This window comes from Actinomycetota bacterium, from assembly GCA_014360645.1.
Classification (GTDB): domain Bacteria; phylum Actinomycetota; class Geothermincolia; order Geothermincolales; family RBG-13-55-18; genus Solincola_B.
Genome location: JACIXD010000001.1, coordinates 83,458 through 97,483, shown reverse-complemented (window position 1 = coordinate 97,483; position 14,026 = coordinate 83,458). Strand labels below are relative to the sequence as shown.

Genomic DNA, 14,026 nt, shown 5'->3' with positions numbered 1-14,026 from the left:
AAGGAGGGGCCATGGAGGAATCCAGGGAGACCCCCATCAGGGTGCTGGTGGTGGACGACGAGAGGAACATCCTGGACATCATCCGCTTCAACCTCGAGGTGGAGGGGTACGAGGTCATCACCTCCCGCGACGGCGAGGAGGCCCTGCGTCTGGTGCACGAGCTCAAGCCGGACCTCATCCTCTGCGACATCATGATGCCCGAGGTGGACGGCCTGGAGGTCTGCCGCCGCCTCAAGGCGGACGGGAGGACCAACCAGATCCCCGTGGTCATGCTCTCGGCGCGCACCCAGGCCCAGGATAAGGTGGCGAGCATCGAGGCGGGCGCCGACGACTTCATCACCAAGCCTTTCGATTTCTCCGACCTGGTGGCGCGCATCACCATCAACCTCATCCGGGCGCGGCAGAAGCGCGACATCAGCCCCCTCACCGGCCTTCCCGGAAGCATCTCCATCGAGGCGGAGACCAAGCGCCGCATCGCCAGGAACCTGCGCTTCTCCGCCCTCTACGTGGACATCGACAACTTCAAGCCCTTCAACGACGTCTACGGTTTCCCCACCGGGGACCGGGCAATCCGCATGCTCGCGGACATCGTGGACGAGGCGGTGAAGAAGCTGGGCAACGTGGACGATTTCATCGGCCACGGCGGGGGCGACGATTTCGTGGTCATCACCACGCCCGAAAAGGCCGCCCTCATCGCCGAGAGGATCATCACCGAGTTCGACGAGCAAGTGAGGTCCCTCTACCGGGAGGAGGACCTGCGCAGGGGATACTCCATACTGGTGGACCGCCTGGGCCGCGACAACTACGTCCCCATCATGACCCTGAGCATCGGGGTGGCGAGCAACTACCGGAGGCGCATCTCCACCCACTGGGAGGTGGGTGAGATCGCCAAGGAGACCCTGAACTATGCCAAGTCCATCCCCGGCAGCACCTACTTCATCGACCGCCGCACCAAGTGAGCTCCCGCCGGCTCCCTGCTCCGGCATCCGGAGGGGAAGGAGCGGCGCGCGAGACCGGCACCTCCACCATCGGCGGGCAGCCGGACAGAAAAGGCGTCGGGGGGAAAGGGCCGGCGCGCGACGGCCTCTCCCATCGCGTCCCCGGTAGCCCGCGCCGCGGCGGAGCACCCTCGCGCGATGGGGCCCGGAGCCGCGGGCCTGTATCAAGATGAGGGGGCGAGGTGACGAAAATCCTTATGAAAAGGCAGCGCGGCAGGCGCCGCGGGAGCGACGGTGAGGGCGCATGAGCGAGAGCAGGGAGGACAAATACCGCATACTGCTCATCGAGGACGACCCGGCCATCTCTAACGTGGTCGAGCTGAACCTCAGGCTGGACAACTACGAGGTCTTCCTGGCCGCGGACGGCGAGGAGGGCCTGAAGATGGTGGAGGAAGTGGACCCGGACCTCGTCATCCTGGACGTGATGATGCCCAAGGTGGACGGCTGGCAGGTGCTCATGCGGCTCAAGGAGGACGAGGAGACCAGGGACATCCCCGTGATCATGCTCACCGCCATCGACGACGAGCAGTCCAAGGTCATCGGGCTGCGCGGCGGGGCGGACGACTACGTCCCCAAGCCCTTCAGCCCCCTGGAGCTGGCCGCCAGGGTCAAGGTGGTGCTGGACCGCGTGGGCAGGTCCCGCAAGAGCGCGCAGGAGACCGCCAGGGAGCTTCCGCGACTGGAGCAGGTCCCGGTGCAGAAGGGCGACACCATCAAGCTCATCCCCATGGAGGACATCTACTACATCGACACCAGGCTGGAATACGCCAACCTGCACACCTACAACGAGTCCTACCTCACCACCTACAGCCTGTCCGAGCTGGAGAAGATGCTGGACCGGCGCTATTTCTTCCGCACCCACCGCAGCTTCATCGTCAACCTCAGGAAGGTCAACCAGATCGTAAGGCTCTCCCGCAACTCCCTCATCGTAACCCTCACCGACGAGAAGGAGAGCCGGATACCGGTATCCCGCCGCCAGGCCACCGTGCTGCGCGAGCTGCTGGGCATATGAGGGCCGCGCTCCCGAGCTTCCCCTGGCTCCCGAAAAAAAGGTCTAAAGTCCCCCTCCCCTTCTTCCGAGAATGATAATGAGGTAGCTAGGTATCCCCCATGAGTTTACCGGCAATTCCCTCAATGGGTGCAAGCAAGCACACTAGCTGCCGACCCGAGACCCCGTTCCCCCCAACGGGGTCTTCCCCTTTTCGGGGTCACGGCAAAGCAGCGTGATTGGTCGCCTCACGCCGGACGGGACCGCTTTCCGGACTTGCCCCACCGGGAAGGAGTCCGGAGCGGGCCAAAGCACTTCCCGTGAAGGCGGCCTGGTCAGGCTCTTTCCACCGACCGATAGCATCACGGTCGCCGGGTCATGGCAGATGGCTTTACCCGCGGGCCGGCGGTATCCCGGCCTCGAACTACGCGTCCTGCGGGCGGCGGCACGGGAGCCCGAGGCGTCGCGGCGAGGAGAGGGTCGCTCTTGTCTTTCTCCGCTGGAGTGCTGCGACGGCGAGGAGAAAGAGGTGGCGAAAGTCGCGGCGAGGAGAGGGTCGCTCTTGCATTTCTCCGGGCCGGAGAGGAGGGGCCGCGCCGGAGAGGAGAGGCCGCGCCGTGTTCAGAGGCGGACGACCTCCTCCCTCACCTCCCCGCCCTCCACGCTGACGCGCAGGAAGTGGTGGAAGCCGCCGGCTTCCTCGGAGAGATGGGGATCGGCGCCCGCGCCTCCGCTGACCACCACCCTCGGAGGCCCGGAGCTGTAGAGCATGTAGGCGTGGATATGCCCGCAGTAGATGACCGGCACCCCGGCGCGCTCCAGGATGTCCAGCATCTCCCGGCCGCTCTCCGTCTCCCGGGACCTGAATCCTCCCTTGCCCACCTCCACCGGCGCCCCCGGCGGCACGTGGGCGAAGGCGATCGCCATCTCCGCCTCCCGCGGGCTCGCGAGCTCCTCCCGCAGCCAGGCGAGCTGCTCCTCCGGGCACCCCACGCCCGGCACCGCGTCGTTGAGGAATATCAGGCGGGCGCCCCCGCGCTCGACGCTGTAGTGGTCCGTGCCGAATACGCCCCGGAAGACCGAGACGTCACCGCGGGGCATATCGTTGTCGCCGGGTATGGCGTAGTACTCGATCCCCGTCCCGTCAAGGAAGTCCTTCATGGCCCGCATCTCGTCCCACCCCTTGCCGGTGGATATGTCTCCCGCGATGACCAGGAACTCGTCCGGCCGCGCCTGGTCGATGATCTTTCGCAGCAGGTCGGTACGGGCATGGGGGTCGCCGCAGACCAGAAAGGAGAGCCGCGCCCCGGAAGGGCTCCCGCCCCCGTTTCCTTCCTCATCGCCCCGGGTGCCTGAACCGCCACCGGCGCATGACGTTGCGGTAAGGAGAACGAGGCCTAATATGAGCGCCAGCAGGGCAACCCTCGCCTTTCTCGGGCGAATCCCGTGATGATCGAGCATCCTCTTTTTCCTCCAGCGTTTCCGTCCACTCGAGCCCTGCCTGCTCAAGGACTCCGCCCGCATCGTTCCCGCCAGGCTTGACCGCGGTCAACGGCCTTCCTTCCGGGCGGCGGCCGTCCTTTCCACGACCATACTTTATCCTATACGAGATGCCGGGGCGGATGACGGTTCCCGGCGGGGCACGGACATACGGCGGACGTGTGGAAGGCCGCCGGTGGTTTCTGCTAGAATAGCCCTGCGTAAAGGGGCCGTAGCTCAGCGGGAGAGCGCTGCCTTCGCACGGCAGAGGTCGTGGGTTCAAATCCCATCGGCTCCACCAGGTCTGGATGGCCCCGGCGGGGGCCTTTCTCTTTCCCTCCCGAGCGCTGGCCACGAAAGCCCGGCACGCCGCCGCGACCCGGAAGCGGCAGGCTTTGCGCCGCTTCCAAATGCATCATGGTCTTTACCCTCGTGTTCTCTGCCGGGCAAGCGCGACGCAGGGCTTCACCGCACATGGAGGGCGCCGTGCGTGATCGTGCCCGAGGGTGGCCTTCCGAATATCCTTGAAGATGATGAGGTCCGCCGCGTAGACGGACGGCCGGGGAATGAGGACGGATCCGGTCAGAGCCTGCCTCTTTCCTTGAGCACCGCTGTCCCCAGCTCCACGATATCTGCGGCCGGCTCGCGCCACCCCTCGCGTTCCTCCACCTCCAGCGCGCCCGAGGGGCAGTTGCCGACGCAAAGGCCGCATCCTATGCAGCGCGAGGTCTCCACCACCGCGTGTCCGTCCTCGACGCTCATCGCCCTTACCTGGCAGACCTCCGTGCATTCCCCGCAGCCGTTGCACAGATCGCCGTCCACCCTTACCGTGTAACGCGACGCGGCCACAGCCCCCGCGATGTTCAACCTGGTGATGGTGCCCAGGAAGCCGCAACAGCAGCCGCAGCAGTTGCAGATGAAGTTTATCTTGTCCTGGATGTTGTCGGTGATATGGACCAGCCCCGCCTTTTCCGCCCGGTCCAGGGCATCCAGGACCTCCTCGCGGGTTGCCTTTCTGGCAAAGCCCCTCTCCACCAGGAATTCCGCGAATGGTCCGAAGCACATGCACACGTCCTTGGGCGCGCCGCACGACCTGCCTAGGAGCTCCGCCTCGTGGCGGCAGAAACAGGTGGTGAGGGCCATGTAGGTGGATTCCTTGATGAACTCGCTCACCCTCTCATAGGGCAGCACCTGCTCGCCGCGCGGTATCTCCTCCTCCACCATCATCACCCGGGCCAGGGCCGTCTGCGAGGACCAGCTCTTCTCCCCCCATCCCTCGTGGTAATAGGCGTCGAAGAGCTCTGCGATCCTCCGCTTTTCAGGGGTGGTCTCTCCCTTCATGAACTGCATCTCGAAGATCCCCGGCACCAGCGGCAGCAGGCAGTAGTGCCTCCTTCCTCCCTTGGTGCGCGCCAGCACCAGGCCTTTGTCCGCCATGCGCTCAAGGATCGTCTCCAGCTCCCCCTCATCGCGACCCAGACGGGCGGCGATGGAGCCGATCTCCTCCAGGCCGGATGGCAGTTCCACCGCCAGTTCAGCCTCTTGCGCATCGAAGATCAGGCGCAATATGGCCAGAAGGTTCTCCGAGGGCATGGCGCCGGCGGGAAACTCGTCCAAACGCCGCATGAGCCGCACGTAAAGATCGTCCATTTTTGCCTCCCCGCTCTAAAGCAAGCCGACAAGCCATCCGATTTCTATACTGGTCGCATGATAACATATACCGCAAGTCGGGCAGGCAGTCCGCTTTTGCTTTCTGGCCGCGAGCGGCTATCATATAACGGAAGGCCGGGGGTGAGAGCAAGAGGAACGCGGGAGCGATGGTGGATTTCCTGGAGGAGCTCAACGCCTATTACGTCAGGAACCGGGGCAAGCGCATCAAGCAGGAGTTCCGGGAGGTCCTTTCCCGCGACGTCGATGAGCTGTCGGGCTCCCAGAAGCATATCTACGAGATCTATATAGAGCCCAACCTCACCCAGCTCCAGGACACCCTCTACGAGGCCTTCAAGGAGGCCGGCCGTCCCCTGGACGAGTGGCGGGCGGCTATCCTGGAAAATCCCCCCAGCATCATCAACAGCGTCGCCAAAAAGACGGTCATCCGGGCCATCCGGGACATGGACACCGGCCAGACGTAGCCCGGGGGCGCGGGAGCCACCCCCGTCCCGTCCGTCGCCACCGCTATTCCCCGTTACCGGAAAAGCGGCGCGATGCCCCGCGCTGCGCGCCGGACCGCAAGTCGCTCAAGTGAGGGTGGGCCTTTCACCGATAACCATGTTCAGAGGCGAGTCTTGAAGAGAGGGGGAGCGACATGAGACGCTGGCTGCTCGTCTTCCTGGTCCTGGCCGCGGCCGCCGTGCTCGTCGCCGGCTGCGGCGGAGGTGGCGAGACGTCCGCCCCGCAGGAGAACGGGGCGCCCCAGGGCCCCGTGGGACAGTCGGAGGCCACCGCCTGCGCCGCCAACCGCAACATCATCTCCAGCGCCGCGCAGCGGTACCACGCCATGGAGGGCTCATACCCCACCTCCATCCAGCAACTGGTGCCGGGTTACCTGCAGAGCGTCCCCGCCTGCCCGGCGGGGGGAAGGTACAGCCTGCAAGGGACCACGGTGACCTGTTCGGTACACGGATCATAGACCACGCTCGACGGTTTGCATCGCGAAAGCGACTGCGCCGACGGGAGGGAGGCGCAGCGGTGTCCCAGCGCCTTGACGGAGCGCAGCGAGGTCAAGGCCTGGCACGCATGCATTCGGTACCAGACCACATCCGGCACCAGACCACGCTCCGAAAGCGACTGCGCCGACGGGAGGGAAGCGCAGCGGTGTCCCAGCGCCTTGACGGAGCGCAGCGAGGTCAAGGCCTGGCACGCATGCATTCGGTACCAGACCACATCCGGCACCAGACCACGCTCCGAAAGCGACTGCGCCGACGGGAGGGAAGCGCAGCGGTGTCCCAGCGCCTTGACGGAGCGCAGCGAGGTCGAGGCCTGGCACGCATGCATTCGGTACCCGGCAACGCCGCGGATCCCGACCGATCTACAGCGACGCGGCGATGCGCCTGCCGTACTCCGCCGCCTCCGCCAGGTCCTCCTCCGTGGGGACCAGGTTGACCCGCAGCGGCTCCTCCTCTACCTTGAACTTCAATCCCCTGAGCCGCTCGGCGATTAGCTTAGGAGCCTCCCCGCTCCAGCCGTAGGAGCCGAAGGACGCACCCACCTTCCCCTTGAGGTTCAGGGTCGCCAAATGCGAGAGCAGGTACCAGACCGGCTCCACCGCGTCCCCGTTGATAGTGGCGGAACCGACCGCGATGCCGTCCGCCGCCTCGATGCGGTCGATCATCAGCCCCAGCTCCGTCGCGGCCACGTCCATCACCGTGGCCTTCACGCCCGCCTCCCGCGCTCCCTCGGCGATCTTCTCCGCCAGGGCGGCGGTATTGCCGTAGGCGCTGGCGTAGAACACCAGCAGGCTCTTCTTCTCGTCCGGGGCCGGGAGCGAGCTCCACTGGCGGTACCTCTCCACGCAGCTCCAGGGATCCGCACGCAGCACCGGCCCGTGGCTGGGGCAGATAGCCCTGATCTCCAGGTCCTTGATCTTGTCGATGGCCTCCAGGACGTACTTCTTGAAGGGACGGAAGATGACCGCGTAGTAGTACTCGAAGGCGTAGTGGTAGTCGTCGATGAGGTCGTCGAAGAGCCGGTCGTCGCAGTAGTGGGCCCCAAGGAAATCGCAGGGGAAGAGCAGCCCCTCCTTTGCCAAGTAGGTGAACATGGTGTCCGGCCAGTGCAGGAAGGGAGCGTGGATGAAGCTGAGCACCGTCCCGCCTCCCAGGTCCAGGGTATCGCCGTCCTGCACCAGCAGCGGGTCCACGTCCCGGTTGAGGATGTTCCTGACGAAGTTCTTGCACTGGCGGCTGCACACCACCCTGGCTCCTGGGGCGTCCTCCAGCAGGCGTGACAGGGAGCCGGAGTGGTCCGGCTCGGTGTGGTTCACCACCACGTAAGCTATATCGCGTGGGTCCACCAGGGACCTGATGTTCTCTATGTATTCGTGGTAGAAGGGGGCCTTTACCGCGTCCACCACCGCCACCTTGTCCCCACCCTGGATGAGGTAGGAGTTGTAGGTGGTGCCATGGTCGGCCTTCATGATGATGTCGAAGACGCGCAGCTGGGGGTCGAGGACGCCTACCCAGTGCACCCCCTCGGCGATCTTCACCGGCAGCATGCACTCCTCCTAGACCTTCTCGAACATGTCCTTGTCCGCGCCGCACTGGGGGCATACCCAGTCGTCCGGCAGGTCCTCGAAGGCGGTGCCGGGAGCGATGCCCGCGTCGGGGTCTCCCTTCTCGGGGTCGTAGACGTATCCGCAGATGGTGCACTCGTACTTGTCCATTGCCTTTTCCTCCTTTTTTTTCGCTTGCCCGCCGCCCTGCCGTAACCCTGGCCGGCGAGGCGTTTTATATAATATACCCGCGCCGGAGGGATTTTATCTCGCGCCGCGGCGCGGGGTCCATGGCCACGATCATGGCGCCGCACGCGGAGGATAAGGGAGCGAGCAATGTCGGAGGAGAACGCCGTAGGCTGGTTCTGCGCCTACACCCCGCTGGAGATCCTGGACGCCGCGGGGTTGACGCCGCTGCGGCGTTTCGGCGACCCCGCGCGGCTGGAGGCCGCCGATGCCCTTCTGCACCAGGCCATCTGCCCCTACGTGCGCGCCTGCCTGGCTTCGGTCACGGACGGGGAGGGGGCGGGGGACGCGGTGGTGAGCCGCCACGCCGTCTTCGTGAACTCCTGCGACGGCATGCGCCGCCTCCACGACGCCTGGCGGGCGCGCTTCCCGGAGCATTTCGTGCACCTCCTCGACCTGCCGCGCAACCAGGACCGCGCGGGGGAACGCCTCCTGGCGCGGGAGTTCCTCCGCCTCCTGGCGACGCTGGAGGACTTCACGGGCCGCACCATCGACGCGCGGTCGCTGCGCGAGGCCGCGCTCCGGCGCGAGGAGCGGCGCCTCGCCTACCTGGAGAGGGCGCGGGGGTCGAGCGGTGCGGCGCGCCTCCGCCTGGCCATGGGCTTCCAGTCCACCCCCGCTGACGAGATTCCGGGTACGGAGGCGGGCGGGACCCGCGGGGGGGGAGTCCCCGTGCTCCTCACCGGGAACCTGCTCAATCCCGAGGGACTGGTCTCGGTCCTCGACGCGGCGGGAGCCGAGGTGGTCTGCCTCGACCTCTGCAACGGGGACCGCGCCTTCTCCTCATCCACCCTGCCCGCGGGAGACGACCTGGAGGGACTGTGCGCATCCCTCGCCCGGGGGTACCTGGAGCGCAGGCCCTGTGCCCGCATGGCGGACGCGCGGCGTCGCGCGGACGACCTGGTGAAGGAGGTGCGGGGAACGGGAGCGCGGGGGGTGATCTACGCGGGCCTGAAGTTCTGCGATCCCTATCTCTACGATTTTCCCCGCGTGCAAAAGAGGCTGCGCGAGGAGGGCATCCCCCTGCTGCGCCTGGAGAGCGATTATGCCGACGGCCACGTGGGCCAGCTCCTCACCCGCGTGGAGGCCTTCCTGGAGATGCTGTGAGGCCTCGGGGCGTGAGAAAGCCGGCCGACCGGAAGCGAGTGGATTGACAAGGAGGTCTCCTGCATGGGCCTGGTGGAAGATATAAGGGACCGCTACCTGGACAGGCTCTCGCCTGCCACCTTCCGTTCCCGCCTCTTCTGGAGGACGGTGGATACCCTGGCGCGCTCCCCCCTCAACCGCCCGCAGTGGAAGGCCGACCGCGTATCCCTCTCCTACTTCATCCGCGCCACGCGCGACGCCTACCTGCGCCGGGCGCCCGTGGTGTGGTCGAACCTGCTCTTCCCCAGCGAGATCATCATCGGCTCCGGCTGCATCCCCTTCTATCCAGAGATGGCTGCGGCGGTGGTGGCCTCCGCGGGTCTCGCGCCCCGCTTCATCGACCGCGCCGGCGAGGAGGGTTTCTCCTCCGACGCCTGCTCCTACCACCGCTGCGTCCTGGGGTGTGCCCTGGAAGGCTTCCTCCCCGAGCCGGACCTCCTCCTGGCCGTCAACTACCCCTGCGATTCCGCCCCCCTCTCCTTCTCCTTCGCCGCGGACCTCTACGGGGTCCCCCACCGCGTGCTGGACGTTCCCCTCTCCGGAGAGGAAGAGGACCTCGAGATCCTGGCGGAGCAGATGGAGGAGTGCGCCGCCGCCATGCTCTCCCTCGCGGGGATGGATGCCGGAGAGGGGAGGAAAAAGATGGCAGAAGCCGTCTCCTTTTCCAACCTGGCTCTGCGCGCCATGCGCCGCGTGGAGGAGATGCGCAAGCGAGACGACTGCACCCTGGACGGCAAGGACGCCATGGGTGGCGTCAGCGTGTTGGCGGGGAGCATGGGCTCCCGCGAGGGCACGGAGTACTACCGCCTGCTGGCTGAGGAGCTGGAGGAGAGGGGCTGCGCGGGAGGGGGCACGATACGCCTGATGTGGATGCATCTCAAGCCCTGGTACGCCCAGGGCATCTTCGACGCCCTGGAGCGCCACGGCGCGCGTCTGGTGTGCGAGGAATACACCCACGCCACCTGGGAAGAGCTGGACCCGGAGAGACCTTTCCTCTCCCTCGCGGCCAAGGTGGCGGGGCACTTTCTGGTGGGCCCGGCGGAGAGGCGGGCGCGCCACCTCGCGCGCCTGGCACGCGACTACCGCGTGCACGGCGCCATCCACTACAACCACTGGGGATGCCGCCAGAGCTGCGGCGGGGCCATGCTGGTCAAGGCCGCCCTGCAGGAGATCGGGGTGCCGGTGCTCACCATCGACGGCGACTGCGTGGACGAGCGCGAGTACCAGGAAGGCCAGCTCTCCACCCGCCTCGAGGCCTTCCTGGAATCGCTCCGCTGACGCAGGGAAGGCCCGACGCGCGGACGGACCCGCCGCGCCATCGCGGCGCTCCCTTCCTTTCCGTCCGCCTGCCCGCCGCGAGATTGCTGCCGCGTGCTCACCGGCGCTTTCCCCTCAAAGTCGCTCCTCCGGGCGGAGGGCGCGAAGAACGTCCCCCGTACAGGACGATCCTTTTGGACCACACGGAAGACGGCCTCTTCACCCCGTTCTGGAAGACCGCGCGGAGGCCGCCGTCGTGAACGACCCCGCTCGTGCCTTCAGGCTGCCTAGGTTCAGAAACATGTTGGACACCCTTTACAACAAGCTGAAGGTGGTGCCCGAGGGCACTGTGGCCTGGGAGCACGGCGACCCCGCCAACGCCATCGGGCTGGGACAGGTGGCCATGGCCATCACCTGGGGAGGCTACGGGACCCTGCTGGAGGAGATGTTCCCGGAGACCTACCGCAACATCGGCTTCGCCGTGCTGCCCGCCGGGCCTTCCGGCCACTCCGGGAGCTGGTCGGGGACCGGCGGCTTCTTCCTGTTCCGGGACGCGCGGCATCCCGAGGAAGCGAAGCGGTTCATCGAGTACATGTGCGCTCCCGAGCGCAGCAAGGAATGGGCGCTGATAAGCGGCAACGTCTCGCCGTTCGTGGAGGTCGCCGACGACCCCGAGCTGACGGGCTTGGCGTGGTACCGCGCCATGCAGGAGCAGTCGCCCACCCAGATCACCCTGGGATGGGATCACGAGATCATCCTCGGCGCCTACATGTGCGACGTCTACTTCACCGAAGCCATGGTCAACGTCACCGTCAACAAGATGGCCCCCGCCGAAGCCCTGAGGATCCTGCACGGGAAGGTCGCCGAGACCATCGCAGAGGCCAACGCCGGCCGGTGAAGATGACGCCGGTACATGCCGTCCCCCCTCCCGGCACCGCGCGGGGCCGGGAGGGGGGACCCCGCGGTCCGTGGAGGCTCCCCTGGAGCGCGCGCGGCTACCATGCCCGGCTGAACCGCGCTGCCGTCCTTTTCTTGTCGCCGGCCACCCTCATCATCGCCTGCGTGCTCGTCTACCCCATCGCCAGCGGCATCTACATGGGGTTCACGAACCGCACGCTCTCCTATGAGGGCTACTCCTTCGTGTTCCTGGACAACTTCCGGGAGATGGCCGGGGACCCTATCTTCTGGAAATCCCTGGGAAATTCCTGCAAGCTGGTCTTCTTCACCGTGGCCCTCAACACCCTCATCGGTTTCGCCCTTGCCCTTCTCCTCAACGTCAGGGCGCGCTACGCGGGGCTGTTCCGCACCCTGCTCTTCCTCCCCTGGGTGCTCCCCTCCGTGGTGGCGGCCTTCTCCTTCCGCTGGCTGTTCAGCGACTCCTACGGCTACCTCAACCACGTCCTCGCCCGCCTGCACCTCATCGCTTCCCCGGTCAACCCCCTCTCCAGGACCGACCTGGTATGGCCGGCGGTGATCGCCGCCGCCGTATGGTTTTCCTATCCCTTCGTCCTCCTCGTCTTCTCCGCGGCCCTGCGGTCCATCGACGGCGAGCTCTACGAGGCGGCTAGGATAGACGGGTCGGGCGCTGGCAGCAGCTCAGGTTCATCACCCTGCCTGCCCTGAAGTCCACCTTCATCATGGTGACCGTGCTCCAGGTCATCTGGGAATTCGCCTCCTTCGACCTCGTCTACCTGCTGACCAGGGGCGGACCGGCCAACACCACCCTGACCCTGAGCCTCTACGTCTACAAGCAGGCCTTCCACCACAAGCGCCTTGGTTACGCCAGCGCTCTGGCGGTGGTGCTCTTCCTGGTGCTCGCGTCGTTCGTCGCCGTCTATCTCCACCTGGCGAGAAAGGAGGCCCGCGATGGCGATTAGGCCGCGCCGCTCGGCCAAACCGGCCGGGGTAAGGGCGGAAAGGCGAGCCCGCGTCAGGCACCTAGCGAGGATAGCGGCGCTGGTGCTGGTGACGGCGCTGGTGTGGTTGCCCCTCGTGGTGACCGTACCCACCTCCTTGCGGCCGCGGGCGGAGATCACGACCGCGGAACCTTCCCTGATCCCGGGCGAGTTCACCCTGGGCAACTACTCCCGTCTCTTCCGGGTCATGGACTACGGGGCATATATGAAGAACAGCCTGGTGGTGGCGGGATGCACCGCCGCCATCTGCCTCCTGGTATCCTCGCTCGCCGCCTACTCCCTGGTCTGGCTCAAGTTCCGCGGCAAGAGGGCTTTTCTAGCCCTGACCCTCCTGGCCTACACCTTTCCCCAGATCCTCCTGGTCATCCCGCTCTTCGTGATGTGCTTTCGCCTGGGGCTTCTGGACACCAGGTTCGCCCTTGTGCTGACCTATCTCTCCTTCGTGCTCCCCTTCGGCATCTGGATACACCGCAACTACTTCCAGACCATATCCGGCGAGCTGGTGGGAGCTGCCCTGACCGACGGCTGCGGCTATCTCCAGTGCATGGTAAAGGTGGTCCTTCCCATCAGCCTGCCGGCCATGGCCACCGTCCTCACCTTCTCCTTCGTGGCCGCCTGGAACGAGTACATGTTCGCCAACATCCTCGTGAGCTCGGATGCCGCGCGCACCGCCTCGGTGGGGCTGCAGACCCTGATCGGCAGCCACAGCACCGATTACGGCATGCTCACCGCGGCGTCGGTGGTCATGGCCCTGCCGGTGATCATCTTCTTCCTGCTCATCCAGGGGTATTTCCGCGAGGGGCTGACCATGGGCAGCATGAAAGGCTAGAAAGGGACGGCTGGTCCGTATGTACGAGGACGTCTACCTGGACATCGTCAACCACTGTCGCGGCATGTGCCCGTACTGCCTGACCGGCCAGTCCAACCGCCGGGGACTCAACGCGGGCAAGCCGAAAAAGCACATGGGAGCGGGTGAGTTCGAGAGGCTGTTCGCGCACCTGCTCGGGCGGCATATCGTCCGCGAGGGGGCTTGGGTGGGCCTCTACAACTGGTACGACCCGCTGCTCAACCCCGAGCTCGCGGAGATCATCAACCGCGCGGGAGCCATGGGCTTGCGCCTGGGGCTGAGCAGCGCCGCCCCCGAGTTCCCGAACCTCTCCGGCATGGGGGACTGCGGGCACGTGACGGAGATCATCTTCTCCATGCCCGGCTTCAGCCAGAGGTCTTACGACCGCATACACGGATTCCGCTTCCACCGCGTCAGGGAGAACATCGAGCGCCTCACGGCCATATTCCGCGCGCGCGGGTTCCGGGGCGACGCCTACATCCACTTCCACGTCTACCAGTTCAACCTCGGCGAGGTATACGCCGCCAAGCGCTTCGCCGACCGTGCCGGCATCGGGATCAGGTTCACCTATGCCTACTTCAACAACCACGAGTTCAGGGACTACCTGGAGGGCACCATGAGCGCGGAGAGGCTTAAGGAGGTGTCCAAGGACCTCTTCTTCTGTTACCTGGACGACCTCTTCGCGAACCTCTCCCGCTACAAGGAGATGTTCGCGGAGCCTCCCACCCTGGTGTTGAGCGAGAACTGCAACCTGCTGGTGGACCGGAATCATAACGACGACGGCGCCCTGGCGAGCATCTTCGACTTTGCAAGCTACGAGGAGGTGGAGTCCTTTCTCGCCCATGCCTACCTGCCGGACGAGATCGACGAGAAGATAGCGGTGTGGGGCAGGACCTTCAACCTGACCATCAACCATCTCTTCGGCCTCGAGTGATCACG

15 protein-coding genes and 1 tRNA gene are annotated in these 14,026 nt (G+C 65.9%); 12 read left to right on the top strand and 4 right to left on the bottom strand.

Annotated features, from left to right (window positions below):
- Positions 1-11: 11 nt before the first annotated feature.
- Positions 12-959 (top strand): response regulator, encoded by a 948-nt coding sequence (locus tag H5T74_00460; GenBank protein MBC7228851.1) that lies wholly within the window; start codon positions 12-14, stop codon positions 957-959.
- 283 nt (positions 960-1,242) lie between these two features.
- Entirely contained in the window at positions 1,243-2,010 is a 768-nt protein-coding gene (locus H5T74_00455; protein ID MBC7228850.1) for a LytTR family transcriptional regulator DNA-binding domain-containing protein, read from the top strand.
- A gap of 597 nt (positions 2,011-2,607) precedes the next feature.
- Here the strand turns inward: H5T74_00455 and H5T74_00450 are convergent.
- On the bottom strand, positions 2,608-3,447 hold the full coding sequence (locus H5T74_00450; protein ID MBC7228849.1) for a metallophosphoesterase: 840 nt from the start codon (positions 3,445-3,447) through the stop codon (positions 2,608-2,610).
- Positions 3,448-3,691: 244 nt separating this feature from the next.
- On the opposite strand from H5T74_00450, the gene H5T74_00445 reads away from it, so the two are divergent.
- A tRNA-Ala gene (locus H5T74_00445) sits at positions 3,692-3,766 on the top strand.
- Positions 3,767-4,047: 281 nt separating this feature from the next.
- On the opposite strand, the gene H5T74_00440 is transcribed toward H5T74_00445, so the two are convergent.
- Positions 4,048-5,115: a 4Fe-4S binding protein gene (locus H5T74_00440; GenBank protein ID MBC7228848.1), complete on the bottom strand. Its 1,068-nt coding sequence runs from the start codon at positions 5,113-5,115 to the stop codon at positions 4,048-4,050.
- Positions 5,116-5,282: 167 nt separating this feature from the next.
- Between H5T74_00440 and H5T74_00435 the strand changes: the two genes are divergently transcribed.
- Positions 5,283-5,597, top strand: coding sequence for a hypothetical protein (locus H5T74_00435; GenBank protein ID MBC7228847.1), 315 nt, complete (start codon positions 5,283-5,285; stop codon positions 5,595-5,597).
- Positions 5,598-5,770: 173 nt separating this feature from the next.
- Positions 5,771-6,094: a hypothetical protein gene (locus tag H5T74_00430; protein ID MBC7228846.1), complete on the top strand. Its 324-nt coding sequence runs from the start codon at positions 5,771-5,773 to the stop codon at positions 6,092-6,094.
- A 399-nt stretch (positions 6,095-6,493) separates the two neighbouring features.
- Here H5T74_00430 and H5T74_00425 read toward each other — a convergent pair whose 3' ends face one another.
- Both H5T74_00425 and H5T74_00420 read right to left on the bottom strand, forming a co-directional pair.
- Positions 6,494-7,678 carry an FprA family A-type flavoprotein gene (locus H5T74_00425; protein MBC7228845.1) on the bottom strand — a complete coding sequence of 395 codons (1,185 nt, stop codon included), beginning with the start codon at positions 7,676-7,678 and terminating at the stop codon, positions 6,494-6,496.
- Positions 7,679-7,687: 9 nt separating this feature from the next.
- Entirely contained in the window at positions 7,688-7,846 is a 159-nt protein-coding gene (locus H5T74_00420) for a rubredoxin (protein MBC7228844.1), read from the bottom strand.
- 165 nt (positions 7,847-8,011) lie between these two features.
- Here H5T74_00420 and H5T74_00415 point away from each other — a divergent pair, with 165 nt between their 5' ends.
- From H5T74_00415 to H5T74_00385, 7 genes are all read left to right on the top strand, one after another.
- Positions 8,012-9,028 (top strand): 2-hydroxyacyl-CoA dehydratase, encoded by a 1,017-nt coding sequence (locus tag H5T74_00415; protein MBC7228843.1) that lies wholly within the window; start codon positions 8,012-8,014, stop codon positions 9,026-9,028.
- A gap of 63 nt (positions 9,029-9,091) precedes the next feature.
- Positions 9,092-10,345 carry a 2-hydroxyacyl-CoA dehydratase gene (locus H5T74_00410; GenBank protein MBC7228842.1) on the top strand — a complete coding sequence of 418 codons (1,254 nt, stop codon included), beginning with the start codon at positions 9,092-9,094 and terminating at the stop codon, positions 10,343-10,345.
- A gap of 280 nt (positions 10,346-10,625) precedes the next feature.
- Complete coding sequence (locus H5T74_00405; GenBank protein ID MBC7228841.1) at positions 10,626-11,222, top strand: extracellular solute-binding protein; 597 nt, start codon at positions 10,626-10,628, stop codon at positions 11,220-11,222.
- A 2-nt stretch (positions 11,223-11,224) separates the two neighbouring features.
- Entirely contained in the window at positions 11,225-11,947 is a 723-nt protein-coding gene (locus tag H5T74_00400; protein MBC7228840.1) for a sugar ABC transporter permease, read from the top strand.
- A complete protein-coding gene (locus H5T74_00395; GenBank protein ID MBC7228839.1) occupies positions 11,929-12,201 on the top strand; it encodes a sugar ABC transporter permease in 273 nt (90 codons plus the stop codon). The genes H5T74_00400 and H5T74_00395 overlap by 19 nt, the downstream gene beginning before the upstream one ends.
- Entirely contained in the window at positions 12,191-13,069 is an 879-nt protein-coding gene (locus H5T74_00390; GenBank protein MBC7228838.1) for a carbohydrate ABC transporter permease, read from the top strand. The genes H5T74_00395 and H5T74_00390 overlap by 11 nt, the downstream gene beginning before the upstream one ends.
- A gap of 19 nt (positions 13,070-13,088) precedes the next feature.
- Positions 13,089-14,021, top strand: coding sequence for a hypothetical protein (locus tag H5T74_00385; GenBank protein MBC7228837.1), 933 nt, complete (start codon positions 13,089-13,091; stop codon positions 14,019-14,021).
- The last annotated feature ends 5 nt before the right edge of the window (positions 14,022-14,026 follow it).

Bases quoted from the DNA above. Each gene is read 5' to 3' on its own strand.
- H5T74_00460 (MBC7228851.1), top strand. From the start codon at position 12: ATGGAGGAATCCAGGGAGACCCCCATCAGGGTGCTGGTGGTGGACGAC.
- H5T74_00455 (MBC7228850.1), top strand. From the start codon at position 1,243: ATGAGCGAGAGCAGGGAGGACAAATACCGCATACTGCTCATCGAGGAC.
- H5T74_00450 (MBC7228849.1), bottom strand. From the start codon at position 3,447: ATGCTCGATCATCACGGGATTCGCCCGAGAAAGGCGAGGGTTGCCCTG.
- H5T74_00440 (MBC7228848.1), bottom strand. From the start codon at position 5,115: ATGGACGATCTTTACGTGCGGCTCATGCGGCGTTTGGACGAGTTTCCC.
- H5T74_00435 (MBC7228847.1), top strand. From the start codon at position 5,283: ATGGTGGATTTCCTGGAGGAGCTCAACGCCTATTACGTCAGGAACCGG.
- H5T74_00430 (MBC7228846.1), top strand. From the start codon at position 5,771: ATGAGACGCTGGCTGCTCGTCTTCCTGGTCCTGGCCGCGGCCGCCGTG.
- H5T74_00425 (MBC7228845.1), bottom strand. From the start codon at position 7,678: ATGCTGCCGGTGAAGATCGCCGAGGGGGTGCACTGGGTAGGCGTCCTC.
- H5T74_00420 (MBC7228844.1), bottom strand. From the start codon at position 7,846: ATGGACAAGTACGAGTGCACCATCTGCGGATACGTCTACGACCCCGAG.
- H5T74_00415 (MBC7228843.1), top strand. From the start codon at position 8,012: ATGTCGGAGGAGAACGCCGTAGGCTGGTTCTGCGCCTACACCCCGCTG.
- H5T74_00410 (MBC7228842.1), top strand. From the start codon at position 9,092: ATGGGCCTGGTGGAAGATATAAGGGACCGCTACCTGGACAGGCTCTCG.
- H5T74_00405 (MBC7228841.1), top strand. From the start codon at position 10,626: ATGTTGGACACCCTTTACAACAAGCTGAAGGTGGTGCCCGAGGGCACT.
- H5T74_00400 (MBC7228840.1), top strand. From the start codon at position 11,225: ATGACGCCGGTACATGCCGTCCCCCCTCCCGGCACCGCGCGGGGCCGG.
- H5T74_00390 (MBC7228838.1), top strand. From the start codon at position 12,191: ATGGCGATTAGGCCGCGCCGCTCGGCCAAACCGGCCGGGGTAAGGGCG.
- H5T74_00385 (MBC7228837.1), top strand. From the start codon at position 13,089: ATGTACGAGGACGTCTACCTGGACATCGTCAACCACTGTCGCGGCATG.